Origin of the sequence: Luteibacter rhizovicinus (genome assembly GCF_004342265.1) — a bacterium.
GTDB classification, from domain to species: Bacteria; Pseudomonadota; Gammaproteobacteria; order Xanthomonadales; family Rhodanobacteraceae; genus Luteibacter; species Luteibacter rhizovicinus_B.
In genome coordinates, this window is record NZ_SMCS01000005.1 from 92251 (window position 1) to 115207 (window position 22957).

Here is a 22957-nt window from a genome sequence, read left to right on the forward strand (position 1 = left end):
GGGTGTGGTTATGACGGCAAGCTGGAAGGTGGTGTACGAGGGCGAGCTGGAAGGTCGCGCGATCACGGTCAGGGAGTCGGGCGACGGCACATACAAGGTGCTGACGAAACAGAACGTGCACGACGAAGGCATTGCCTATCAGGACGGCAAAAATTTCGTCCATGTGTCGCCCAGCAGCGTGGGCGAGCAGGTCGAAAGCGAGGTCAATTCCCGGGACAGCCTCGCCGAGGCGCTGAAAGAACTGCATTTCTCGCCGAAGTCGGTCAACGCCATCGTCGACGGTTTGTCTGGCTGAATTCGCGGTCGTTCTGCCATGATCGGGGCTCGTCTTCCGATCGGTGAGTCCGTTCATGGCAGAAGCGATGTCTCCGATGGTCGAGCGCACCGTCCCGCGCGTCCTCATGTGTGCGCCGACCTTTTTCGAGGTCAGCTACGTCATCAATCCGTGGATGACCCACCACGTCCACGACACGACGCCGGAACGTTCGGGCCACCAGTGGGACGCGCTGCGCGAAACCGTCGCGCAACATGCCGACGTCGTGCTGCAGCCACCCGCGGAAAGCCTGCCGGACATGACCTTCGCCGCCAATGCCGGCCTGGTCTTCCGCAATACCTTTGTCCCGAGCCGCTTCCGCTTCGCCGAACGACGCGACGAAGAAGCGCATGACCGCGCCTGGTTCGTCCGCCACGGGTTCGATATCGTCGATCTGCCGGGTGGCGTATTTTTCGAGGGCGCCGGCGATGCGCTGTTCGATCGCGGCGCGAGCCGGCGATTGTGGATGGGGCACGGACACCGCTCGGACCGGGAGGCCGCGCCTGCGCTTGCGCAGATGCTCGGCGTCGAGGTACTCCCGTTGCAGCTTACCGATCCACGGTTCTATCACCTCGACACGTGTTTCTGTCCGCTGGCGGGAGGCTATACGGTGTATTTCCCGTCGGCATTCGACGAGGCATCGCTGGGTGTCATAGAAACGTATGTGTCGCCGGACAAGCGCATCGCGGTCGAAGAGGCCGACGCCCTGGCATTCGCCTGCAATGCCGTGAATCTCGGGAAAATCGTGATACTCAACCGAGCCAGCGCCGATCTGCGGCTGCGGCTGGAGAATGCGGGGTTCGTCGTTATCGAGGTAGCGCTGGACGAGTTCATGAAATCCGGCGGCGCGGCGAAATGCCTGACCCTGCGGCTGGACGAGTTATAAGCCGCATTTCCACAGCGACGCAGCTCCTACAAACAACGGATCGGGGCTTCAGCGCTTGCGTTGAGCCAGCCAGCGATCCAGCTGATTGGCGAATGCCTGGCGGTCGCGTGCATGAAAAACCGGTGGCCCACCGGTATCCACGCCCGAGCCGCGCAGTTCGTCCATGAAATTACGCATCGACAGGCGCTGCGAGATGGTCTCGGCGGTATACAGCTCGCCGCGCGGATTCAGCGCGAGCGCGCCTTTTTCCAGCACCAGCGCGGCAAGCGGAATGTCCTGGGTCACCACCATGTCGCCCGCCTCGACGCGCCGGACAATTTCACCGTCCGCTACGTCGAAGCCGCTGCCGACCTGGATCGAGCGGATAAAGCGCGATGCCGGCACGCGAATCCACTGATTCGCCACAAGGGTGACATCGATCTTCTCGCGTTCGGCCGCGCGGAAGAGAATTTCCTTGATGACGACCGGGCAGGCATCGGCATCGACCCATATCTTCATCGCTCAGGCCCGATTCCAGTGCACATGGCCGTCGATGACCGTATTGGTCCGGCCGCCTACCCATACCGCGTCGCCATCGATACGGATGAGGATGCGGGCATCGTGGCCGACTTCGCGTCCCTGGCTGACCTCGTAGCCTCGTGCAAGCGGTCCCTGCGGTTCGGCATGGGCGATATACGCCGCGATAAGGCCGTTGGCGGCACCGGAGGCGGGGTCTTCCACGATACCGACGCCCGCGGGGAAGGCCCGTACGGCAATCCCGGAACCCGAGCGCGCGAAGACGCAAAGACCAAGGCTGTCGCTGGCTTTCGCGAGCGCGGCAATGGCCGCGTGATCGGGCTGCCATGCACGCAGGGCGGCCTCGTCGGCGAATTCGGCGATCCACCAGCGCCGGCCGCCTTCGACGAAGGCGGGGGGCAGGGCACCCGCTACGGTTGCACCGAGTACGCCGGCGAGGCGGCCTTCGGCGTCGCCACCTTCGCTGAGAACGTGTGCCTTTGGCGCCTGGACGAAGAGCTCGCGCCCGCTACCCTGGCCTTCGACGCGGATCGGCAGCGTGCCGGCGCCGCATTCCTGCCAGACCAGCCCGTCGCCATCGGCCACGATCAGCCCGCTGTCGAGTGCGGCATGCGCGCTGCCGACGGTGGGATGGCCCGCGAACGCGATCTCGCGCGTGGGTGTGAAAATGCGGACGCGATAGCTGGCACGCGGATCGGTCGCGGGCAGCAGGAAGGTGGTTTCGACCAGATTCGTCCAGTGCGCGAAGCGCTGCATCTGGTCGTCTGTCCAGCCGGCGGCATCGACGACGACGCCAAGCGGGTTGCCACCGCCCATCCGGGCGGCGAAAACATCGAGTTGCATGTAGCGGATGAGGGACATGGGGTCGGGATCGGGGCGTGACGGGGATCGTTCATGATAGCCGTCCGAACGCCCCTATGCGCCCCGAAGATCGACAAGAGGCCCCCAAGACGGCGAAGATGCGCGGTCGACTCGCGTACGGAATCGCTTCTTCGCATGATTACCCTGCTTATCATCCTGGTTACCGCTGTCGTATCCATCCTGGCGTTCAGGAACGTCCGCCTGATGAACGATCTGATCCTCTGGCCTCCCGCGCTGTCGCGCAGCCGCGAATATTACCGGCTGGTCAGCTACGGGCTCGTGCATGCCGATGGTTCGCACCTGTTCTTCAACATGTTCACGCTGTTCTTCTTCGGCCGCGTGATGGAAGGCTTCTACAACGCCCATATGGGCCCACTGGGCTTCGTCACGTTCTACATCGGCGGTCTGGTGGTTTCGATCCTGCCGTCCTACCTGAAAAACAAGAACAACGTGTCGTACCGCAGCCTGGGCGCGTCGGGCGCTGTCTCCGCGGTGCTGTTCGCCTTCATCCTCATGGCGCCCTGGACGCGCATCCTCGTCTTCGTGATTCCGATGCCGGCGATCCTGTACGCGGTGCTTTATGTGGCCTATTCGATCGTGATGGAGCGGCGTGGCGGCGACAACGTCAACCATAGCGCGCACCTGTGGGGAGGCGCGTATGGCATAGCCGTCACGTTGCTCATCGACCCGTCCGTGTTCGGCGATTTCATCGCCCAGATCAGCCAGCCGACGTTCCGTTGATATTCCGTTCCTGAATTGTAGCTGCGCGGGAGATGTGACTTCGCGCGTTGAGTGAGTGATGATGAGCCACCGGAACGTCATCCATCTCCGATAGGCATCTTCCGGACGAACGCGAGTTTCCCCAGCGCGGGTAGTTCGCGTCGCATACCACCGCAGGAGGAATGAGCGCATGGCTACTACCCGTAAGTCCGCCGCGAAGAAGTCCGCGGCAAAGAAAGCGTCGAAGAAGACCGCGGTAAAAAAGGCAGCAGTAAAGAAAACCGCAGTAAAGAAAGCCCCGGCACGCAAAGCGCCCGCGCGTAAGGTCGGTGCTCGCAAGGTCGCCAAAAAGGCTGCCGTGAAGAAAGCGGCTCCGAAGAGGGCGGCAGCGAAGAAATCGTCCGTAAAGAAAACCGCCGTGAAGAAGGCAGCGGGCCGCAAGGTCGCTGCGAAAAAGGCGCCGGCGAAGAAGACGTCCGCAAGAAAGGCGGCAACGAAAAAAACCGCTGCTCGCAAGGGCGTAGCGAAGAAGACCGTCACGAAGAAATCGGCGGTCCGGAAGTCGGTAGCGAAGAAGCCGGTTGCCCGGAAGGCCACGGCGAAGAAATCGCCTGCACGTAAAGTCGCCGCAAAGAAGGTGGCAGTGAAGAAAGCCGCCGTTCGCAAGGCACCCGTAAAGAAGGCCGCGCCGGCCCGTAGCGCGCGTACCGTCGTCGCGAAACCCGTAAAGCCCGCAAAGGCGGCGCCGATCAAGAAGCCCGCAACCCGGCCAGTCGGCAACCGCGAGGCCGGTGCGCATGTCGTGGAACACAAACCTGTTTCGAAGTCGCCGGCGAAGGCCGTGGCGCGTAGGCAGCCAGTCCCCGCCGCCCCGATCCCGGACGAGCCGGTGCAGCACATCAGTCAGGAAGAGGCCGTAGCGCACATCCAGGCGCTGCTGGACGCCAAGCGCGAGCGTGTGGCGCAGGGTCCCTCCTGGCCCACCGACGACGCATCCAGGCCCGCTTACTCGCCGGAGGCCGACGTCCACGATGCGCCCAGCGCTCCTTCGCCCGAAGCCACTTACGCCACCACGGCACACGAGCGTGGCGACCAGGACAAACGCAAAGGCTGAACGAATGGATGGGAGCCGCGCGTGGCGGCTCCCGTTTTTTAGCGGCCGTTCAACCACACGCGCCTAGTGTCGTAGTCGACACTCCAAGGGGTACGACAATGCGCCGCGCCGTCGCCATCTGTTTCGCCATTGCTTCCGCGTCACTGCTCTCGGGCTGTTACGACACGGGGTACCGCTATGTCCGGAACGGCGGTGGCGGCGATGCCTATTACGGCAGCGAAACCACGACCGTGGTTTCGCCGGGATACGGCTACGGTTATGCCGACCCTTATTACGGCTGTTGCTATAACTCCGGCATCGGCGTTTCCACGATCTGGTATCGCGACGGACGGGACGGTCGCTATTACGATCGTCGTCGCGACTACGACCGCGACCGCGATCACGATCGCGGTCGACCGGGTGGATGGAACGGAAACGATCGAGACGATCATGGATCGCGGCCGCCTGGCGGCTGGCAAGGCGGTGGCGGAGACCATCGTCCTCCCCCTGGCGGTTGGCAGGGCGGCGGTAATCGTCCGCCCGGCGGTGGCGACCACAGGCCGCCTCCGGGTGGCTGGCAGGGTCAGGGTGGCGGCAATCGCCCGTCACCGCCTCCCGGTGGCGACGGCGGTCGACCGCAAAGCAGGCCCGTGGGACGCGAGGCACCCGAAGGCGCGCCGAATCGCGGTTGGAAACAGTCTCCCAAGGAACGCGAATAGCGATCCGTTGCGGCACAATGCGGGATGCTTCTACCGCGCCGTTTCGCGATCGCCCTGATCATCCTCATGTCCCTTTGTTCGGGCTGCACTTCAGTTCGCTATTACGCGCACGTGGCGCGCGGGCAGACATCGTTGCTGCTCGACCGCCGGCCCATCGCGCGCGTCGTAGCCGATCCGGCGACCGATGCGCGCACGGCGGCACGGCTAGGCACCGCCGGGGAAGCGCGCGAGTTCGCGTCGACCACGCTGAAGCTGCCGCGCAATCGCAGTTATACCTACTTCGTCGAGCTGAATCGTCCGGCCGTGGTCTGGAACGTTTTCGCCACGCCCGAGCTGTCGCTCGTTCCCGTAACGCACTGCTTTCCTGTCGCCGGCTGCGTGGCATATCGCGGGTATTTCAGTAAAGACCTCGCCGACGCAGAGGCGAAGCGGCTGCACGACGAGGGCGACGACGTCTATGTCGGCGATGTGCCCGCGTATTCGACGCTGGGCTGGTTCGCCGATCCCATTCTGAGCAGCATGCTGCGTTGGGACGACGACGAACTGGTGGGAACGATATTTCACGAGCTGGCGCACCAGAAGCTATACGTGAAGGACGACACGGCCTTCAACGAGTCGTACGCCAGTTTCGTCGAGGAAGAAGGCGTGCGGCAGTGGCGACAGGCGAAGGGGCTACCGCCGCCGGACCAGGCGGGCGCCGTGTTGACGAAGGCCTTCACGCAGCAGGTGATGGATCTGCGGGACCGGCTCGCGAAACTCTATACGAGCGATATTTCCGTCGAGATGAAGCGTGCGGGGAAGGCGAATGAAATCGTCGATTTCCGGGAGCGCTATGCGGTGTGGAGAGATACCGAAGGGAAGGGCGATCGTCGTTACGATCGCTGGGTAGCGGCGCCGATCAACAACGCACGGCTTTTGCCCTTCGGGCTTTACGATCAGTGGACGGCATCGTTCGCGCGCGTGTTCGCCGATGCGCACGGTGACTGGGACGTGTTCTTCGCCGAGGTGCGGCGGTTGTCCAAGCTGAAGCAGGCGGTGCGCGATGAGAAGCTCAAGGCGCTTGCCACCACTCCCTAGTTTTCCCGTGCGGCGCTTCTGTGGAAGCGCACCTGCGCGCGAAAGCCTATGGAACGGCGATGCGAATGACCTGCATCGCGAGCCCATCGTCCCGGCTCGCGGTCATCGCGCATAGCGTCATCGCTCCGTTGGCTTTCGTGCGCAAGCGCGCTCCCACAGGCCTCCTTCAGCTCTGTCGTCCTTACCTCAGAGCGCCGGATAATCCGTATAGCCCTCGGCTCCGCCGCCATACAGCGTCGCCGGATTGAGCTTGTTCAGCGGTGCACCCTCGCGCAGACGGCGCACCAGATCCGGATTGGAAATAAACGACCGCCCGAAAGCGATCAGGTCCGCGTATCCGCTGGCGAGCGCCGCATTGGCCATACCGGTGTCGTAACCGTTGTTAGCCATCCATGTGCCGCCGAAACGCGCACGTAGCGCGGCGTAGTCGAAGGGTTCGACATGGCGGTCGCCACCGGTGGCGCCTTCGACGACGTGGATATAGGCCAGGCCCAGCGGTGCCAGGTGGTCTACCGCCCGCTCGAAAAGAGCCTGGGGACGGGAGTCGCGGATGTCGTTGGATGGCGTGACCGGCGAGAAGCGCACGCCCGTGCGGCCGGCGCCGGCGACGCTCGCCACCGCCGCGACCGCCTCGCGGAGCAGGCGCGTCCGGTTGTCGATGCTGCCGCCCCATGCGTCCTGGCGACGATTGCTGCCGTCGCGCATGAACTGGTCGATCAGGTAGCCATTGGCGGCATGGACTTCCACGCCATCGAACCCCGCGTCCATCGCCAGCTCGGTGGCGCGGCGGTAGTCGTTGACGAGGCGCGGCATCTCGCCCGCGTCCAGGGCACGAGGCTCGGAGACGTCCTCGAAACCCGCCGCCGTGAACGTTTTGGTTTTCGCCCGGATCGCCGAAGGCGCCACGGGCTGTTTCCCGCCAGCCTGCAGACTGACGTGCGAGACGCGTCCGACGTGCCACAACTGCAGCACGATACGGCCGCCGCGCGCATGCACACCGTCCGTCACGGCCTTCCACCCCTTCACCTGGGCGGCGCTGTAGATGCCCGGAGTATCGAGATAGCCCTGGCCTTCCGGGGAAATCTGCGTGCCCTCGGCGACGATGAGTCCGGCGTCGGCGCGCTGCGCGTAGTACTCGGCCATCAGCGGTGTCGGCACGCGGCCGGCGCCCGCGCGATCGCGCGTCAGCGGCGCCATCACGATGCGGTTGGCCAGTTCGATATCGCCGGCTCGGGTGGGCTCGAACAGCGAGCGGGATACGGTCGGATTGCGCATGGAGGTGAAGCCTTGGAAGGATGCGGAGTTGCGTACGAGCTGGGTCCCGACGGACCGCTTGCAACCCCCTCAGCGTTCGCGAGAGGAAACACAGCGTCCGGTTCGCTGTTCCCGCCAGATGGCTTCGCGGTGTAAGGTCGGACCCTGCTCAATGGGGAAACACGGCGTGGCGCTTTTCTCTTTCTGGTTCCGTATCCGCTTCTGGAAGCGGGTCGCGGCGGGTTTCGTGCTTGGCGCGCTGGTGGGCTGGCTGATGGGCCCGGCCGCGCAGACATGGTTCGCGCCGCTGGGCGAGCTGTATGTCACGCTGATCAAGATGATCGCCGTGCCGCTGGTGTTCTTCGCTGTGTTGCACAGCGTGTCGAGCCTGCATGGCGTAAAGGACGTCGCCGCCCTGGGTGGCAGGACCTTCGTCTGGTTCGCCATCACGGCGGCGCTGGCGGTCGTGGTGGGCCTGGCGATCGCTCACCTGACGAACCCCGGTCTCGGTGTCGGCGAACTGACCATGGCCAGCGACTACAAGGTCAGGGTGGTTCCGACGCCCGTACAGGTATTGCTGGATGTGGTTCCCGCCAATCCGTTCCGGGCGCTGACCGAGGGGAAAATCCTTCAGGTGATCTTCTTCGCCGGCCTGCTCGGGCTTGCGTTGGTGCGCATCGGCGAGAAGTCCTCGCGCTTGCGCGCGCTCGCCGGCGAGGCCAACGACGCAATGATCCAGGTGACCCGTTTCGTGCTCGAAGTTACGCCGATCGGCACCTTCGGCCTGATCGCGGCCTTGGTGGGCAGCTACGGCTTCGCCAAATTGCTGCCGCTGGCCACCTTCGTGGTTACGCTTTACCTGGCCTGCGCCATCCAGATCTTCGTCGTATACGGCGGCTTGCTGATGGCCCATCGCCTTAATCCGATCCGGTTTTTCCGCGCGGCGTTCCCCGCCATGCAGGTGGCCTTTACCTCGTCGTCCAGTTTCGCGGCGATGCCGGTCGCGCTGCGCAGCGTGGTGCACAACATGGGCGTGAAAGAGGAATACGCCGCCTTCGCCGTGCCTCTGGGCGCGAGTATCAAGATGGACGGCTGCGGTGCGATCTACCCGGCCATCTCATCCGTTTTCATCGCCCAGTACTTCCATCTGAACCTGGATGCCTCGCAATACTTCATCATCCTGCTGGCGTCGGTGCTCGGTTCGTTCGGCACGGCGGGCGTGCCCGGGACCGCGATCGTGATGGTCACGCTGGTGCTCAGCTCGGCGGGCCTCCCGCTGGAAGGCATCGGTTATCTGGTCGCCATCGACCGCATCCTGGACATGATGCGCACGATGACGAACGTCACCGGCCAGATGGTGGTGCCGGTGCTGGTCGCGCGCGAGCGCGGCATTCTCGATGTGGATATCTATAACCGCGCGTCGACGAATCTCGGCGTGGAGGAAGGCGAGAACGCCTGACTACGGCCTGGGCCTGCCTGCCATGTGACGCAGGTAGGCGATCAGCGCATCCAGATCGCCGTCGCTCAGCGTGTCGCGCCCGACGCCGGGCATTCTGCTCTGCGGCCAGCGGCGCAGCGACGAGGGGTCGCGGATCAGCGAACGGAGTGTGTCTTCGCGGAAGTATTCGGTGGGGCTATGCGGCATGTTCAGATCCGGTCCGAGCTTTGCGTCGCCCTGACCGTTGAGGGTATGGCACGCCAGACAGTAGTGCTGGAAGACGGCGAAGCCGCGTACCGGGGCGCTGTCGCGAGGCAGCGCGGCATCCGGACGCATGGCGGGAAAACGGCTGGCCGGATCGGTCAGAGTACGGATCGATGCGATCTGGTATGGCCATTGTTCCGGACCGATCGAAGCGCGTTCCGGATGCAGCCAGACGAGGTAGAAAGGGCCGCCGCCGGGCTTGTCGTCGCCGAGCTTCGGCCAGGGTGCCGTCGGCGTTTCCACAGCCAGCCAGGGCTCGGCGCCACGATCGTTCAGCAGTAGAGCGGCTGGAATTTCCGCCGCGAAGCCGTCCATCGCGACGAATTGCAGATGGGCATCGGGCGACATGTCGCCCAGTAGCGCGCGCAGCGGGACCGCTCGATAGCGCATGGTGCGGTGGTAGGCGATATCGCCGGGCACGTCGATCGTCCGTATGTCGGAGCGCCCGAGCAGGGTGGCCGTATCGAATGTGCGCCGGCCGTGGCCGGTGTCGATCTCCAGCGTGGCGGCCAAAGCGGTGGTCGCGACCAGCGACAGAATGATTCCCAGCAAAGCACGCACGGCGTTTTCCCTGTCTGCACGTAATCCGGTCACGTACTCTGGATTATCGTCTATTACGCCCCATATCGCGTGCGTTACGTACGCAAAGAGTCCAGCCATGGCAGACAGCGCCGTCCCTCAGTTCTTCGACCGGTTCCCGATGCAGCGCATCGCCGATGTCGATCTGGACGCCAATCTTGGCGTCGACGACAACCGCATCGCGATCCTGTTCCTGTGGGGGCGCGACTGCCCCAACTGCGATATCGCGAAGCGGTCGATGCTGCTGACGCCGGAACGATTCGAATGGCCCGGCGTGCGCTGGCTTCACGACAACGTATACGACGATCCGCGCATGGGGACACGCTTCGGTCTGCATGGCATTCCGGCGTTCTTCCTGTTCCATCGCGGCAGGAAGCTCGGCCGGATCACGGCGTGGCCTGGAACCGATGCATTCGTGGATGCCGTGAACAAACAGATTGCCGCGACGGGGGCCACCGTATGATCGTCCGTTCGCTGCTGGATACCGACCTCTACAAGTTCTCGATGATGCAGGTGGTACTGCACCAGTATCCGGCGGCGCAGGTGGAATACCGTTTCAAGTGCCGCACGCCGGATGTGGACCTGGTGCCGTACATCGAAAAAATCCGCGAGGAAATCGATGCGCTGTGCACGCTGCGCTTTACCGACGACGAGCTGGCGTACATGCGCAGCCAGCGCTTCCTGAGCAGCGACTTCGTCGATTTTCTCGGCCTGTTCCACCTCAACGCGAAGTACGTCAGCGTCGAGCCGTCGGCGAAAGGCAATGGCGAGATCGAGATCGCCATCGCTGGCCCGTGGCTGCATACGATCATGTTCGAGGTGCCGATCCTGGCCATCGTCAACGAGATCTATTTCTCGGCACGGTATCCGGATATGGATCTGGCCGAGGGACGCAGGCGCCTTCGCGCGAAGATCGAACTGCTTCGCGATACGGACGGTTACGAAACCTGCCGTATTGCCGATTACGGCACGCGCCGTCGTTTCTCGCGAGCCTGGCACGACGAAATGCTGACGATCCTGAAGGACGAACTCGGCCGGCAACTGGCGGGCACCAGCAATGTATGGCTCGCCATGCGGCATGGTCTCGTTCCGTTGGGCAGCATGGCGCACGAATTCCTGCAGGCATTCCAGTCGCTCGGTCCGCGCCTGCGCGATTCGCAAGTGGCGGCTTTCGAAGGCTGGGCGAAGGAGTATCGCGGCGACCTGGGTATCGCGCTATCGGACGTCTACGGACTGGATACCTTCCTGCGCGATTTCGACATGTATTTCTGCAAGCTGTTCGATGGCGCGCGGCACGATTCGGGCGAGCCGTTCCAGTGGGGCGAACGGGTGCTGGCGCATTACGTGGCGAACCGCGTCGATCCGCGTACGAAGACGCTGGTCTTCAGCGATGGGCTGGATATTCCGCGAGTCATGAAGCTCTACGCGCATTTCCGCGGGCGCTGTCAGCTTGCCTTTGGCGTGGGCACGAACCTCACGAACGACGTCGGGCCCGATGCGTTGCAGGTCGTTATCAAGATGGTTCGCTGCAACGGGCAGCCGGTAGCGAAGCTTTCCGATACGCCGGGGAAGAATATGAGCGACGACGTGGAGTACGTGGCGTATCTGCGGCGGGTGTTCGATATTGCGTGAGCGAGGATATCTCGCTTCGCTGGCTGCTCGTTATGGCACGACGACCCTCATCGTCGTTCCGGCGCACGCCGGAATGACGATGAGGGTGAATGCGAGGATGACCGAAGCGGACGTCGTACCTGCGTCGGTTCAGAACGCCGGCAGCACCGCCCCGTGATACGTCTTCTCGATAAACGCCTTCACTTCCGGACTCGTCAGCGCCTTCGCCAGCTTCTGCACACGCGGGTCGTCCTTGTTGTCCGGGCGCGCCACGAGGAAGTTCACGTACGGGGAATCCTTGTCCTCGATCAGCAGCGCATCCTTGACCGGATTCAGATTCGCCGCGAGCGCATAGTTCGTATTGATCAGCGCCAGATCCACTTCGTCCAGCACGCGCGGCAACATCGCCGCTTCCAGCTCGCGGAAGGCCAGATGCTTCGGATTCGTGGCGATGTCCTTCAGCGTGGCCAGGCGATCGTTGGGATTCTTCAGCGTGATCAGGCCATGGCTGGCGAGCAGCAATAGCGCGCGGCTGTTGTTGCTGGGATCGTTCGGGATGACGACGTTGGCGCCGTCGGGAAGCTGGTCGATCGACTTGTACTTGCGCGAATAGGCGCCGAACGGCTCGATGTGTACACCGACGACCTTGACCAGATCGGTCTTGTGGTCGCGGTTGTAGGAGTCGAGGTAGGGCTCGGTCTGGAAGAAGTTGACGTCGATCTGCTTCTGCGCGACCTGCGTGTTCGGCTGCACGTAGTCGGTGAAGACCTTGATGTCGAGATCCACGCCTTGCTGGGCAAGCAGGGGCTTGATCTCCTTGAGAATTTCCGCGTGCGGCACCGGCGTCGCGGCGACGGACAGGTGCGTGCTCTCGGCGGCCTTGTCGCCACCGGAACAGCCGGCGGCGATCAGCACGACGGCGGCGACGAACGGGGCGATAAGCTTCTTCATGAGGCGTCCTGGCGAATGCTGCGGTGCGTCAGCATAGACGTCCATACGCCCGGATGCAAAGAGTGGGTTATCTCCGCGAATACCGTTGCACGAGATGGTCCCCGAGCATCTGCAGGATCTGCACCAGAACGATCAGCAGGGTCACGGTGACCAGCATGTAGTCCGGCTTGTAGCCGTTGTAGCCATATTGGTAGGCGAGGGCGCCCAGGCCGCCGGCACCGACAATGCCGCCCATGGCCGTATAGCCCACCAGCGCCACGGCCGTGACGGTGGCGCTGGCGATAAGACCGGCCCGGGCTTCGGGCAGCAGCACGCGACGCACGATCTGCCAGGTGGTGGCACCCATGGCCTGACTGGCCTCGATCACCCCACGGTCGACTTCGCGCAAAGCGGTTTCGACCAGCCGGGCGAAGAACGGCGCCGCGCCGATGACCAGCGGCACGATCGCTCCGCGAATGCCGATGCTGACGCCCGTGAGCGCCTTGGTCAGCGGAATCAGCAGGATCATCAGGATGATGAACGGAACGGAGCGCAGGACGTTCACCAGCAGCGACATCACGCCGTACAGGCGCGGCTTCGCATGCAGCTGTCCACGCGCGGTAAGGAACAGGGACACGCCCAGCGGAAGGCCGGTAGCGACGGTGAACAGCAGCGAGCCGCCCAGCATGACCAGGGTATCGAGGCAGGCCTGCGCGATCTCCACCCAGTCGATATTCGGAAACAGGCTATGCAGGAAGGGATTCATCGTGCGATGTCCTCGATGTCGACGCCGGCGCTACGCAGTTGTTCCAGCGCGGCTTCGAGGTTGTCGCCGCGCATGGCGAGCGTCAGCTGGCCGTACGGCATGCTCTTGATGCGTTCGATACGACCGGCAAGCAGGTTGTATTCGACACCCGTGTCGCGCACCACTTGCGAAAGCAGCGGCGCGTAGGTGGTGTCGCCACGGAACGACAGGCGGAACAACCGCCCCGTCACGCCCGAGTAGTCGGGACCGCGGCCTTCTTCGTGCTCGGCTTCGGCGACGAAACGGCGCGTGGTGGGATGCTGCGGATGCAGGAACACATCGGCCACGCTGCCGGACTCCACGACGCGCCCGGCATCCAGTACCGCCACGCGGTCGCACACGCGACGGATGACGTCCATTTCGTGTGTGATGAGTACGATGGTGAGCCCGAGCTTTTCGTTGATGTCCGCCAGCAGCTCAAGTACCGAGGCCGTCGTCTGCGGATCGAGCGCGCTGGTCGCTTCGTCGCAGAGGAGGATTTCGGGTTTGCTGGCCAGGGCGCGTGCGATACCTACGCGCTGCTTCTGGCCGCCGGAAAGCTGGGCCGGATATTTGTCGGCATGCTCGCTGAGACCGACCAGTGCCAGCAACTCGCGGACCCGGCCAGCGGTATCCGCATGTCCGTGCAGTTCCAGTGGGAACGCCACGTTCTGCGCGACGGTGCGCGAGGACAGCAGGTTGAAGTGCTGGAAGATCATGCCGATGCGACGGCGCAACCCGCGCAGCTCGGCGCCCTCGGCATGCGTCACGTCCTTGCCGGAGACGAAGACCTGGCCCGAACTGGGCCGCTCCAGCAGGTTGATCAGCCGCAGCAGGGTCGACTTGCCGGCCCCGGAATGGCCGATGATGCCGAAGACTTCGCCCGGCGCGATCTCGAGGTCGACCGGATGCAGCGCGGACACGTCCGCTCCGTTGACCCGGTAGGATTTGGTGACGGCGGCGAATCGGATCACGAGCGGGTGGGGCCTTCGGTCAAAACCAGGCTGGGAGTGTACCGGACGAGACCCGCCCGGGATCATGCGTACAATGTCCGGACGCCCTCTGGAGGTCCTGAGACGATGACGAGCATCTACGATTTTTCGGCCCGCGATATCGACGGCAACGAACGTTCGCTGGCCGAATTCCGCGGCAAGCCTCTCCTCGTGGTGAACGTGGCCTCCAAATGCGGTTTCACCCCGCAGTACACCGGGCTGGAGGCGCTTTACAAGGAATGGCACGAGCGTGGCTTCGAAGTCCTGGGTTTTCCTTGCGACCAGTTCGGTCATCAGGAGCCCGGTAACGAGGAAGAGATCAAGAATTTCTGCTCGCTGACCTACGAGGTCAGCTTTCCGATGTTTTCCAAGGTCGACGTCAACGGCGACAAAGCCCACCCGCTTTATCGCTGGCTGAAGCACGAAGGCAAGGGCATTCTGGGCAGCGAAGCGATCAAGTGGAACTTCACGAAGTTCCTGGTCGACAAGGACGGGCAGGTCGTCAAGCGTTATGCGCCGACCGATACGCCGGAGAAGATCGGGAAGGATTTGCCGAAGGTGGTGGGCTAAGGCAAGCACCCATCGCGCGCAGGCGCGCTCCCACAGAGAGCATCGGTGACGCTTTCTGTTGGCGCGCGTCTGCGCGCGATGGTCACATTCGGGTGTCCAGCGACGCCAACATCACAGCAATAGCATCCACATCGCCCGACGACGAAGGCAACCCCTCCGCATCGGGCGGCTGATAGTTGTTCAGCACGATCGCGAACGCCAGTCGCTGCCCGGCCTTCGTGGTGACATACCCCGCCAGCGCATTGACGAAGGTCATGCTCCCCGTCTTGGCCCGCAGGTTGCCTTCGGCGGGTGTGCCGCGCATGCGTCCCCTGAGCGTGCCATCGACGCCGGCCACGGGAAGCGCATCGCGGAAAGTCGCGGCGGACGGCTGGCCGTCCATATGCACGAGCAGACGGACCAGTGCGCCGGCGGTGGTCAGATCGCGGCGGGAAAGTCCCGTGCCTTCTTCCAGAAGGGTCGTCGCGGGGCCGATGCCGAGTCCGGTGAGCCATTCGGTCATCGCATGCGACGCGTGTGTCTCGGTACTGGTAAATCCGACGGCATCGGGGTCCGGCGCGTGAACGCCGCATAGCAGCCAGATCGCCTGGAGATAGAGGTTCTGCGAACGCTTCAGCCCGGAGCGAAGAATCTCGCCCATGGGTGGGGAGTCGATGGCGGCGATCTCCCGCAGGTCGCTACCGGTCAGTACGGCATCGCGCGTCGGCCAGTGCACCGCGCGCAGGCTGCCGTCGACGCGGACGCCACGCGCTTGCAGTGCCCGGCGCAGCCGTTCGCCCGCCAGTCGCGCGGGATCCGGGACGCTCATATGTATGCGTGTCGAAGGCGAACCGGCCGGTACGGAGCCGAAGGCATCCACCGCGTTCGCGCCGGGAGCGCGATACAGGTTGAGGTCCGCCGCCGATCCCGTTGCACCGGTAGCGATACGGTTGTTCAGGGGCATGGCGGCGTCCCCTGGCTCGAATGCGACGTGCGCGGGCCGGCCAGCGGCGGTCGCCGCGTTCACCGTGACATCCACGACGTTCTCGCCGACGTTAAGCGCGGCAACCGGTGCGGCGAAATAGCTCTGCAGGTCGATGGCCTCCCAGCCGCTGCCCGCCGCCGGGCTCTGGAAAGCAGTGTCGTCGGCGACCAGGTCGCCGTGGACCCGGGTAATGCCTTGCTGCGCCACCGCGGCGGCGAGACGTTCCGGCCAGTCGTTGCTGGAGGGTGCGACGCCCAGCGTCGGATCGCCACCGCCGCGCAATACCAGCGAGCCGTCGAGCGTGCCGTCGCGGACCTTGCCCGATGCCAGCAGGCTCGTACGGACACGATAAGCGGCGCCCAAAGTGTCCAGAGCCAGCGCTGCCGTGAACAGCTTGGCGGTGGACGCCGGCTGGACGAGCCGGTTCGCTTCGTGGGCATACACGATGCGGTTGTCGTCGAGCGAGGCAACTTCGATGGCCCAGGACGCGGCGGCGAACCGGGGCTGCCCGACATGGGCGTCGATCCGCGTGGCGAGCGCGCTCGTCTCCTCGGCGCCCGCCGCCTGCGCCGCGAACAGAGCGAAGCAGGCGAGGGCGACGCGCGCCTTCGTCATTCCGCGATCCAGGGCGGTGTCGTCTTGGCGAGAAAGGCCGCCAGGCCGCTCTGTCCTTCCGACGACACACGCAGACGGGCGATGAGCGCCGCGTTTTTTTCGTCGACGTGATGGGCCTGCATTTCGGTCATGCCACCCATGTCCAGCGCAAGGCGCTTGGCTTCGTGTTGCGCCACCGGGCCGCCCTTGGCCAGCAGGGTCACGCAACGCGCCACCGTGGTGTCGAGAGCATCGGCTGGTACGCTTTCGTGCAACAGCCCCATGCGCACGGCGAGCTCCGCGTCGAAAACCTCGCCGGTAAGGAATAGCCGGCGTGCTTCGCGCAGGCCTATCGCGGCGATGACATAAGGCGAGATAACGGCGGGCACCAGTCCGAGTTTTACTTCCGACAGCGCGAACTTCGCGTGTTCCGCGCCGATGGCGATATCGCAGCAGGCGATCAGGCCGACGCCGCCACCGTAAGCCGCGCCGTTGACGCGCGCGATCGTCGGTTTCGCAAGAAATTGCAGGTCGCGCATCAGCTTTGCCAGCTTCAGCGAATCGGCGCGATTGTCCATTTCGCTGGCGGCGGCCATACCGCGCATCCAGTTCAGATCGGCACCGGCCGAAAAGCTCAGGCCCTCACCGGTCAGCACCACCGCGCGCACCGTGTCGTCGCTGCCTACGGCCGCGATGGCGGCAGTGAGATCGCTTATCAGGCCGTCGTCGAAAGCGTTGTGCACTTCCGGGCGATTCATGACGATGCGGGCGATGGAGCCCTCGCGTTGGACGATGACGGCGGACATGGGTGGCTCCCGGGCTAGGTCGCTCAATCATAACGGGCCCACTCGCTCCGGCGGTTGAGACCGCTTGCGTGCAGCGGCGAACACAAAGGCATACAATGCGAACAATTCTTATTTGAGTACGCCCCGTGCGCCTGTCCGACGTACCTAAAGGTGCCCCTGCCGTGGTTCGACAAGTCGAAGAAGCCCATCCCGCCGATCTGATTGCGCAGAGATTGCGCGATCTCGGCTTCGTCGCCGGCGAACCCGTGCGCATCGTGGCGCGAGGGCCGCTCGGCGGCGATCCGCTGCTGGTGCAGATCGGCTCGACGCGTTTCGCGCTGCGCCGCTCCGAAGCCGCCCGCATCACCGTGGCACTGGACGGTCAGGCATGAGCGCCACGGCAATGCGTATCGCCCTTGTCGGCAACCCGAACTGCGGCAAGACGGCGCTGTTCAACCAGCTGACCGGCGGCCGGCAGAAAGTCGCCAACTACGCGGGCGTGACGGTGGAGCGCAAGGAAGGGCGCTTCGTCGCGCCGTCCGGTCGCACGCTTCATGTACTCGATCTTCCCGGCGCGTACAGTTTCGAGGCGACGAGCCCCGATGAGGCGATCACCCGCGACGTCTGTTACGGGCGCTATCCGGGCGAAGCAGCCCCGGATCTCATTGTTTGCGTGGCCGACGCCACCAACCTGCGCCTGCACCTGCGTTTCGTGCTGGAAGTGCGCCGTCTGGGCCGGCCGGTCGTACTCGCGCTGAACATGATGGACGCAGCGCGCCGTCGCGGCATCGTCATCGATGTCGCCGAACTCAGCCGCCGCCTGGGCGTGCCCGTCGTCGAAACCATCGCCGTGCAGCGCGGCGGTGCGAAAGCGCTGATCGAACACATCGATCGCGACGTAACGCTGGCTGGCGCCGCAAAGGAAGAGGACGTCACGGTCGAGGAACTGCATGGGCAGGTTCGCGAGATCATGGCGGCCACCGTCAGCATGCCGCGCCAGACCGTGGCCATCGACGATGTGCTCGACCGCTGGGCGCTGCATCCGGTTTTCGGCCTCGCGATCCTCGGTGTGCTGATGTTCTTCATCTTCCAGGCCGTGTTCTCCTGGGCCCAGCCGGTGATGGACGGCATCGAAACCGGCGTGGCGTCGCTCGGCGCCTGGGTCACGGGGTTTCTTCCGGCCGACAGCGCGCTGCACAGCCTGCTCAACGACGGCATTTTCGCCGGCCTTGGCGCGGTGCTGGTGTTCCTGCCGCAGATCCTGATCTTGTTCCTCTTCATCCTGATACTCGAGGAATCGGGCTATCTGCCGCGTGCCGCGTTCCTGCTCGATCGCATGATGTTCAAGGTGGGACTGACGGGCAGGGCATTCATTCCGCTGCTGTCGAGTTTCGCCTGCGCCATTCCCGGCATCATGGCGACGCGCAGCATCCAGGACCCGCGCGACCGTCTGACGACCATCATGGTCGCGCCGCTGATGACCTGCTCGGCACGCCTGCCGGTCTATACGCTGCTGATCGCGGCATTCATTCCCGCCCGTACGGTGCTCGGTGTCTTCAACCTGCAGGGTGTGGTGCTGTTCGTCCTGTACTTCGCCGGTATCTTCAGCGCGCTGGGCGTCGCCTTCGTGATGAAACGGATGCGCAAGGACAAGAGCGAACACGCGCTGATCATGGAACTGCCGTCGTACCGCCTGCCGAACGTGCGCGATATCGCGCTCGGTCTGTGGGAACGCGCGAAGATATTCCTGAAGCGCGTGGGCGGCATCATTCTCGCGCTGACCGTGTTGCTGTGGTTCCTGTCCAGCTTCCCCGGGCCGCCGCCGGGCGCGACGGAACCGGCTATCGATTACAGCCTCGCCGGCCGTATCGGTCACCTTCTGGAATACGTTTTCGCGCCCATCGGTTTCAACTGGCAGATATGCATCGCGCTGGTACCGGGTCTTGCCGCGCGCGAAGTCGCTGTCGCCGCACTGGGTACCGTCTATGCGATGTCCGGCAGCGACGACACCGTCGCCGCGCAGCTCGGGCCCCTGATCGCCCATCAGTGGTCGCTGGCCACGGCGCTCTCGCTGCTTGCCTGGTATGTGTTCGCGCCGCAGTGCATGTCCACGCTGGCGGTGATCCGTCGCGAAACCAATTCGTGGCGCAACGTGGCGATTTCCGCCGGCTATCTGTTCGGTCTGGCGTATCTTGCGTCGCTCGCTACTTTCCAGATCGCGAGCGCGCTGTCATGACCGCATTCGATATCGTGCAGGCGGTCATCATCGGACTTGTCGTCCTGACGAGTGCCGTCGTGGCTTTCCGCAAATTGCTGCCCGCGACGGCGAAACGCTGGCAGGCGAACTGGTCGGCCAGCCTCAACCGGTCCGGACGCGCGACATGGATGCGCGCGCTGGGTCGGCGGCTTCAGCCGGCCACGGCAACGGGTAGCTGCGGCGACGGTTGCGGTTCGTGCAACAGCTGTGGGCCGTCGGCGGCAAAGTCCGACGTACAGCCCCTCGAATTCCGTCCGCGCAAGCCGTCCTGAGTTCACCCTTCCGGTTGTGCCCGACGCTTTCGTCGCTGGCGCAGGTTCCGCCAGCGAATGCCGAGATTCAGCGCGAACCATGCGCCCAGCAGGGCAAGCGGCCATGCGATGACGGCGGGCCACAGGAGGGCGACGATGACGAGGACGGTCAGCGTCGCGATACCAGCCAGTAACGGCCCGGTTTCCGTATCGCCAAGCACGCGATGACCGCTGAGAGCGGCGCCGACGGTATTCGCCAGGCGTAACGCACCGGCGGCGGCGCGACCCGAACTGCCGCCTGCCCCTCGCGGGCGTGGCGGGCGCGGTTCGTTGCTGCTGAGCTGTTCGTTGCCGTGACGGCGGCGTTTCGGTTTCAGGACGATCTCGGTGGCGTTCTGCAGATCGCGTTCGTACTGGGCGGCGAGTTTTGCCGCGAAACCCGAATCTTCGATAGCGACATCGATTTCGCGATTGCCGAGCCAGCTGGCGATGTTGAGATTGGACGAACCCACGCGTGCCCACTGGGCGTCGGCGACCGCGGTCTTGGCGTGCAGCATCGAGCCGTTCCACTCGAAAACGCGGATACCGGCCTTCAGCAACGGACGGTAGCCCGCGCGCGACATGCTGGCGACCATGGGAATATCGCTGGAACCGGGAACCAGCAGACGGACGTCCACGCCATCGCGAGCTGCTGCCGACAGTGCCTGGATATACGGCGCCACGCCGACGAAATAGGCGTCGGTAAGCCATAGCGTTTTACGCGCCATCGCGGCGATCATCTGGTCGAGCCGGTACATACCCGCTGTATTGGGCTGGGTCGCGATCACCCGCAGCGACACGTCGCCCGCCGCGAGCGGGTCCGCGTCGCGCCGCAGCCGTTCGTCGTCCGGCAGCGCTTCGCCGCAGGTCGACCAGCTATCGGCGAATCCATGCTCCAGTTCCGTCACGGCGGGCCCGCGCAGCGATACGCCCGTGTCGCGCCACGGCGGGACGTCGCGGTCCGGATCGCCCAGCCATTTCGCGCTGATGCATACGCCCGACAGGAATCCCACCTCGCCGTCGACGACAAGCAGCTTGCGGTGATCGCGGCTGATCCAGCCGAACGATGAGCCGAGACGGGGAGGGTTGTAGATACGTACTTCGCCGCCAGCGCCGCGCAGCGGATTCCAGAATGCGCTGCGCGACTGGCCCAGTGCGCCGACCCAGTCGGAAATGACGGCGACGAAGACGCCGGCCTGCGCGCGCTCGACGAGCGCATCGCGAAACTCCCGGCCGATCTCGTCGTCGCGGATGATGTAGTTCTCGAGGAAAACGTGGCGCCTGGCGCCCCGGATCGCCGCCAGCCAGGCATCGAAATGCGCCCGCGCGTCGATCAGGAGTTCGACGGCATTGCCCCCGACCAGAGGAGCGCCGGCACTACGGCTTAAGGCTTGCTCGGCGAAGAGCCGGCCCGTAAGGCCGGACGACGGGTGCCGTGCATTCATGAAGTGAATCGATGGCGGGTCATGGAAAACAGTGTATCCGGGATGCTGGCGTGTTCTGGCATGATTCGTCACATGCCATCACTATCGCGTGTATCCGATACCGGGGTCTGTGTCGCGGCCATCCTCGACCATGCTGGCGGTCATCTGCGGATCGCGGCCCCGCTCGGGCTGGGAAAACCGCACGGATTGCTCAATGCGCTCTATCGCGCGGTGAATGGCACGCCCGGCCGGTCGATGACCCTGTTCACGGCGTTGTCGCTCACCCGCCCATCGGCGGGCAAAGGCTTGCAGGCGCGATTCCTCGGACCTTTCCTCGAACGTCACTTCGGCGCCGGTTTCGAGGACCTCGATTACGCACTTGCACAGGCCCGGAATGCCTTGCCGGCCAACGTTCGCGTGCACGAGTTCTACATGCAGTCCGGCGCGCTGTTGCAGTCCGGACGCGCGCAACGCGATTACATCAGCCAGAACTACACGCACGTGGCTCGCGATCTGGTCGAGCGGGACATCAACGTACTCGTGCAACTGGTCGCGGTGCGGGACGACGGTGCGGGTATGCGGGTCAGTCTTTCGTCCAACCCGGACCTGACGCTCGACTTCCTCGATCGCCTTGCGGCATCGGGCAAACCCCGGCCGCTGTGCATCGCCGTCGCGCATCCGGACATGCCCTTCGTCAGCGGCAACGCGGAAGTGTCGCCCGATTACTTCGACATGTTGCTGGAACCGGCGGTGTCGCCACCGTTGTTCGCCGTACCGCGACCGCCCGTGGAGCCCGCGGAATACGCGCTGGGCATGCACGCCAGCGCATTGGTCCGCGACGGCGGCACGTTGCAGATCGGCATCGGCGCGCTGTCCGACGCGATCGTGCGCGCCTTGCTGTTGCGGCACGAGCAGAACAAAACCTGGCGGGCCGCGCTGCAATCGCTGGACGGCGAAGGATTCACGCGCGCCGCCATGCGCAGCTGGGGCGGCAGCGAACGCTTCGTTACCGGCCTGTACGGTGCGAGCGAAATGGTGATGGACGGTTTCATGTATCTGCAACGTGCCGGCGTGCTGCGCCGCCGTGCCTACGACGACCTGGCGAAGGAGCGCGACGCGGCGGCTGGCATCGACGTCGGTGCCGCCGGTGGCCACTATCTGCGCGGTGCCTTCCTGCTCGGGTCCCGCGACCTGTATGCGTGGATGCATCGCAGCGAAGCGGAAGACCCCGATGCCATCGACATGTGCCAGGTGTCCAACGTCAATCATCTCTACGGCGATCATCAGGTACTGGCCGCCCTGCAACGACGCGACGCGCGCTTCTTCAACACCTGCATGATGGCGACGCTGACCGGTGCGGCCGTATCCGACGGGCTGGAGGACGGTGCGGTCGTCAGTGGCGTCGGCGGTCAGTACAACTTCGTGGCGATGGCGCACGAACTGCCCGGTGGCCGCTCCATCCTGCTGCTGCGATCCACCCGCTCGAAGAACGGCAAAACCGTTTCCAACATCCGCTGGAACTACGGGCACGAAACGATCCCGCGGCACCTGCGCGATGTCTTCGTCACCGAATACGGCATGGCCGATCTGCGCGGCCGTAGCGACGAGGAATGCGTGATCGCGATGCTGGGCATCGCGGATGCGCGCTTCATCGACGACCTGGCGGAGGAAGCCAGGGCCGCCGGCAAGCTGGCGCACGACTTCCGCATTCCCGATCCGTGGCGTGCCCACACGCCCGACGGTCTGCGCAACGCGCTGCGACCGCTGCGGGAGAACGGCCTCCTGGACCCGTTCCCCTTCGGCAGCGACTTCACCGAGGTCGAGCGTCGCTTGCTGCCAGCGCTGGGGTGGCTCGGCGCGCGTGCGACATCTCTTCAGGGACGTCTCGCGCTGGCGGGCGCCCTCGTGGTGCCTGGCAAGCCGGTTCAGGGCGAGGACGAAGCGGTCGCCCGGATGGGGCTGGACACAGCGAAAACCGTGGCGGATCGCCTTCAGGCACGCCTGTTGCGGGCCGCGTTGCGACGTGTCTGAACGCG

General features: G+C 64.6%; 24 protein-coding genes. 14 read left to right on the top strand and 10 right to left on the bottom strand.

Annotation, left to right across the window (positions count from 1 at the left end; genetic code table 11):
* Positions 1 to 10 precede the first annotated feature (10 nt).
* Positions 11 to 295, top strand: coding sequence for a hypothetical protein (locus EC912_RS13370; protein WP_132144875.1), 285 nt, complete (start codon positions 11 to 13; stop codon positions 293 to 295).
* Positions 296 to 350: 55 nt separating this feature from the next.
* Positions 351 to 1199 carry a dimethylarginine dimethylaminohydrolase family protein gene (locus tag EC912_RS13375; protein WP_132144877.1) on the top strand — a complete coding sequence of 283 codons (849 nt, stop codon included), beginning with the start codon at positions 351 to 353 and terminating at the stop codon, positions 1197 to 1199.
* Between the two features lie 48 nt (positions 1200 to 1247).
* Here EC912_RS13375 and EC912_RS19535 read toward each other — a convergent pair whose 3' ends face one another.
* Together EC912_RS19535 and EC912_RS13380 are read right to left on the bottom strand one after the other, a co-directional pair.
* Positions 1248 to 1697: a YaiI/YqxD family protein gene (locus EC912_RS19535; protein ID WP_207906843.1), complete on the bottom strand. Its 450-nt coding sequence runs from the start codon at positions 1695 to 1697 to the stop codon at positions 1248 to 1250.
* A 3-nt stretch (positions 1698 to 1700) separates the two neighbouring features.
* On the bottom strand, positions 1701 to 2576 hold the full coding sequence (locus tag EC912_RS13380) for a PhzF family phenazine biosynthesis protein (RefSeq protein WP_207906844.1): 876 nt from the start codon (positions 2574 to 2576) through the stop codon (positions 1701 to 1703).
* A 135-nt stretch (positions 2577 to 2711) separates the two neighbouring features.
* Between EC912_RS13380 and EC912_RS13385 the strand changes: the two genes are divergently transcribed.
* The 4 genes from EC912_RS13385 to EC912_RS13400 all read left to right on the top strand — a co-directional run bounded on the left by EC912_RS13385 (position 2712) and on the right by EC912_RS13400 (position 6185).
* Entirely contained in the window at positions 2712 to 3317 is a 606-nt protein-coding gene (locus EC912_RS13385) for a rhomboid family intramembrane serine protease (protein ID WP_132144879.1), read from the top strand.
* Positions 3318 to 3486: 169 nt separating this feature from the next.
* Positions 3487 to 4410, top strand: a complete 924-nt coding sequence (locus EC912_RS13390; RefSeq protein WP_132144881.1) for a histone H1-like repetitive region-containing protein — start codon at positions 3487 to 3489, stop codon at positions 4408 to 4410.
* Between the two features lie 98 nt (positions 4411 to 4508).
* On the top strand, positions 4509 to 5108 hold the full coding sequence (locus EC912_RS13395; RefSeq protein ID WP_132144882.1) for a hypothetical protein: 600 nt from the start codon (positions 4509 to 4511) through the stop codon (positions 5106 to 5108).
* A gap of 24 nt (positions 5109 to 5132) precedes the next feature.
* Positions 5133 to 6185 carry an aminopeptidase gene (locus EC912_RS13400; protein WP_243649271.1) on the top strand — a complete coding sequence of 351 codons (1053 nt, stop codon included), beginning with the start codon at positions 5133 to 5135 and terminating at the stop codon, positions 6183 to 6185.
* 186 nt (positions 6186 to 6371) lie between these two features.
* On the opposite strand, the gene EC912_RS13405 is transcribed toward EC912_RS13400, so the two are convergent.
* The gene (locus EC912_RS13405) at positions 6372 to 7460 is read right to left on the bottom strand and encodes an alkene reductase (RefSeq protein ID WP_132144883.1); all 1089 of its coding nucleotides are present in this window, start codon (positions 7458 to 7460) and stop codon (positions 6372 to 6374) included.
* A 166-nt stretch (positions 7461 to 7626) separates the two neighbouring features.
* On the opposite strand from EC912_RS13405, the gene EC912_RS13410 reads away from it, so the two are divergent.
* Entirely contained in the window at positions 7627 to 8898 is a 1272-nt protein-coding gene (locus tag EC912_RS13410) for a dicarboxylate/amino acid:cation symporter (protein WP_207906845.1), read from the top strand.
* Here the strand turns inward: EC912_RS13410 and EC912_RS13415 are convergent, their stop codons facing one another.
* Positions 8899 to 9702 carry a cytochrome c gene (locus EC912_RS13415; RefSeq protein WP_243649272.1) on the bottom strand — a complete coding sequence of 268 codons (804 nt, stop codon included), beginning with the start codon at positions 9700 to 9702 and terminating at the stop codon, positions 8899 to 8901.
* A 97-nt stretch (positions 9703 to 9799) separates the two neighbouring features.
* Here EC912_RS13415 and EC912_RS13420 point away from each other — a divergent pair, with 97 nt between their 5' ends.
* Complete coding sequence (locus tag EC912_RS13420) at positions 9800 to 10183, top strand: thioredoxin family protein (protein ID WP_132144886.1); 384 nt, start codon at positions 9800 to 9802, stop codon at positions 10181 to 10183.
* Positions 10180 to 11352, top strand: a complete 1173-nt coding sequence (gene pncB / locus EC912_RS13425) for a nicotinate phosphoribosyltransferase (protein WP_132144887.1) — start codon at positions 10180 to 10182, stop codon at positions 11350 to 11352. Before EC912_RS13420 ends, pncB begins: the two co-directional genes overlap by 4 nt.
* Before the next feature lie 129 nt (positions 11353 to 11481).
* On the opposite strand, the gene EC912_RS13430 is transcribed toward pncB, so the two are convergent.
* From EC912_RS13430 to EC912_RS13440, 3 genes are all read right to left on the bottom strand, one after another.
* Complete coding sequence (locus EC912_RS13430; RefSeq protein WP_132144888.1) at positions 11482 to 12282, bottom strand: MetQ/NlpA family ABC transporter substrate-binding protein; 801 nt, start codon at positions 12280 to 12282, stop codon at positions 11482 to 11484.
* A gap of 67 nt (positions 12283 to 12349) precedes the next feature.
* Entirely contained in the window at positions 12350 to 13027 is a 678-nt protein-coding gene (locus tag EC912_RS13435) for a methionine ABC transporter permease (protein WP_132144889.1), read from the bottom strand.
* Entirely contained in the window at positions 13024 to 14019 is a 996-nt protein-coding gene (locus EC912_RS13440) for a methionine ABC transporter ATP-binding protein (protein ID WP_132144890.1), read from the bottom strand. Before EC912_RS13440 ends, EC912_RS13435 begins: the two co-directional genes overlap by 4 nt.
* A 105-nt stretch (positions 14020 to 14124) precedes the next feature.
* Between EC912_RS13440 and EC912_RS13445 the strand changes: the two genes are divergently transcribed.
* A complete protein-coding gene (locus tag EC912_RS13445) occupies positions 14125 to 14607 on the top strand; it encodes a glutathione peroxidase (RefSeq protein ID WP_132144891.1) in 483 nt (160 codons plus the stop codon).
* Positions 14608 to 14689: 82 nt separating this feature from the next.
* Here EC912_RS13445 and dacB read toward each other — a convergent pair whose 3' ends face one another.
* Both dacB and EC912_RS13455 read right to left on the bottom strand, forming a co-directional pair.
* Positions 14690 to 16186, bottom strand: a complete 1497-nt coding sequence (gene dacB, locus EC912_RS13450) for a D-alanyl-D-alanine carboxypeptidase/D-alanyl-D-alanine endopeptidase (protein WP_132144892.1) — start codon at positions 16184 to 16186, stop codon at positions 14690 to 14692.
* Positions 16183 to 16971 carry an enoyl-CoA hydratase-related protein gene (locus EC912_RS13455; RefSeq protein WP_132144893.1) on the bottom strand — a complete coding sequence of 263 codons (789 nt, stop codon included), beginning with the start codon at positions 16969 to 16971 and terminating at the stop codon, positions 16183 to 16185. The genes dacB and EC912_RS13455 overlap by 4 nt, the downstream gene beginning before the upstream one ends.
* A gap of 125 nt (positions 16972 to 17096) precedes the next feature.
* Between EC912_RS13455 and EC912_RS13460 the strand changes: the two genes are divergently transcribed.
* Genes EC912_RS13460 through EC912_RS13470 form a run of 3 tightly spaced genes read left to right on the top strand, consistent with a single transcriptional unit; the run spans position 17097 to position 19479 of the window.
* On the top strand, positions 17097 to 17342 hold the full coding sequence (locus tag EC912_RS13460; protein WP_132144894.1) for a FeoA family protein: 246 nt from the start codon (positions 17097 to 17099) through the stop codon (positions 17340 to 17342).
* A complete protein-coding gene (feoB, locus tag EC912_RS13465; protein WP_132144895.1) occupies positions 17339 to 19186 on the top strand; it encodes a ferrous iron transporter B in 1848 nt (615 codons plus the stop codon). Before EC912_RS13460 ends, feoB begins: the two co-directional genes overlap by 4 nt.
* Positions 19183 to 19479: a DUF6587 family protein gene (locus EC912_RS13470; protein ID WP_132144897.1), complete on the top strand. Its 297-nt coding sequence runs from the start codon at positions 19183 to 19185 to the stop codon at positions 19477 to 19479. The genes feoB and EC912_RS13470 overlap by 4 nt, the downstream gene beginning before the upstream one ends.
* Before the next feature lie 2 nt (positions 19480 to 19481).
* Here EC912_RS13470 and EC912_RS13475 read toward each other — a convergent pair whose 3' ends face one another.
* On the bottom strand, positions 19482 to 20942 hold the full coding sequence (locus EC912_RS13475; RefSeq protein WP_132144899.1) for a phospholipase D-like domain-containing protein: 1461 nt from the start codon (positions 20940 to 20942) through the stop codon (positions 19482 to 19484).
* Positions 20943 to 21014: 72 nt separating this feature from the next.
* On the opposite strand from EC912_RS13475, the gene EC912_RS13480 reads away from it, so the two are divergent.
* Positions 21015 to 22952, top strand: coding sequence for an acetyl-CoA hydrolase/transferase C-terminal domain-containing protein (locus EC912_RS13480; RefSeq protein ID WP_243649273.1), 1938 nt, complete (start codon positions 21015 to 21017; stop codon positions 22950 to 22952).
* Positions 22953 to 22957: the final 5 nt, after the last annotated feature.

Excerpts from the sequence above, each read along its gene's own strand:
- EC912_RS13370 (WP_132144875.1), top strand. The coding sequence starts at position 11 with ATGACGGCAAGCTGGAAGGTGGTGTACGAGGGCGAGCTGGAAGGTCGC.
- EC912_RS13375 (WP_132144877.1), top strand. The coding sequence starts at position 351 with ATGGCAGAAGCGATGTCTCCGATGGTCGAGCGCACCGTCCCGCGCGTC.
- EC912_RS19535 (WP_207906843.1), bottom strand. The coding sequence starts at position 1,697 with ATGAAGATATGGGTCGATGCCGATGCCTGCCCGGTCGTCATCAAGGAA.
- EC912_RS13380 (WP_207906844.1), bottom strand. The coding sequence starts at position 2,576 with ATGTCCCTCATCCGCTACATGCAACTCGATGTTTTCGCCGCCCGGATG.
- EC912_RS13385 (WP_132144879.1), top strand. The coding sequence starts at position 2,712 with ATGATTACCCTGCTTATCATCCTGGTTACCGCTGTCGTATCCATCCTG.
- EC912_RS13390 (WP_132144881.1), top strand. The coding sequence starts at position 3,487 with ATGGCTACTACCCGTAAGTCCGCCGCGAAGAAGTCCGCGGCAAAGAAA.
- EC912_RS13395 (WP_132144882.1), top strand. The coding sequence starts at position 4,509 with ATGCGCCGCGCCGTCGCCATCTGTTTCGCCATTGCTTCCGCGTCACTG.
- EC912_RS13400 (WP_243649271.1), top strand. The coding sequence starts at position 5,133 with ATGCTTCTACCGCGCCGTTTCGCGATCGCCCTGATCATCCTCATGTCC.
- EC912_RS13405 (WP_132144883.1), bottom strand. The coding sequence starts at position 7,460 with ATGCGCAATCCGACCGTATCCCGCTCGCTGTTCGAGCCCACCCGAGCC.
- EC912_RS13420 (WP_132144886.1), top strand. The coding sequence starts at position 9,800 with ATGGCAGACAGCGCCGTCCCTCAGTTCTTCGACCGGTTCCCGATGCAG.
- pncB (WP_132144887.1), top strand. The coding sequence starts at position 10,180 with ATGATCGTCCGTTCGCTGCTGGATACCGACCTCTACAAGTTCTCGATG.
- EC912_RS13430 (WP_132144888.1), bottom strand. The coding sequence starts at position 12,282 with ATGAAGAAGCTTATCGCCCCGTTCGTCGCCGCCGTCGTGCTGATCGCC.
- EC912_RS13435 (WP_132144889.1), bottom strand. The coding sequence starts at position 13,027 with ATGAATCCCTTCCTGCATAGCCTGTTTCCGAATATCGACTGGGTGGAG.
- EC912_RS13445 (WP_132144891.1), top strand. The coding sequence starts at position 14,125 with ATGACGAGCATCTACGATTTTTCGGCCCGCGATATCGACGGCAACGAA.
- dacB (WP_132144892.1), bottom strand. The coding sequence starts at position 16,186 with ATGACGAAGGCGCGCGTCGCCCTCGCCTGCTTCGCTCTGTTCGCGGCG.
- EC912_RS13455 (WP_132144893.1), bottom strand. The coding sequence starts at position 16,971 with ATGTCCGCCGTCATCGTCCAACGCGAGGGCTCCATCGCCCGCATCGTC.
- feoB (WP_132144895.1), top strand. The coding sequence starts at position 17,339 with ATGAGCGCCACGGCAATGCGTATCGCCCTTGTCGGCAACCCGAACTGC.
- EC912_RS13470 (WP_132144897.1), top strand. The coding sequence starts at position 19,183 with ATGACCGCATTCGATATCGTGCAGGCGGTCATCATCGGACTTGTCGTC.
- EC912_RS13475 (WP_132144899.1), bottom strand. The coding sequence starts at position 20,942 with ATGAATGCACGGCACCCGTCGTCCGGCCTTACGGGCCGGCTCTTCGCC.
- EC912_RS13480 (WP_243649273.1), top strand. The coding sequence starts at position 21,015 with ATGCCATCACTATCGCGTGTATCCGATACCGGGGTCTGTGTCGCGGCC.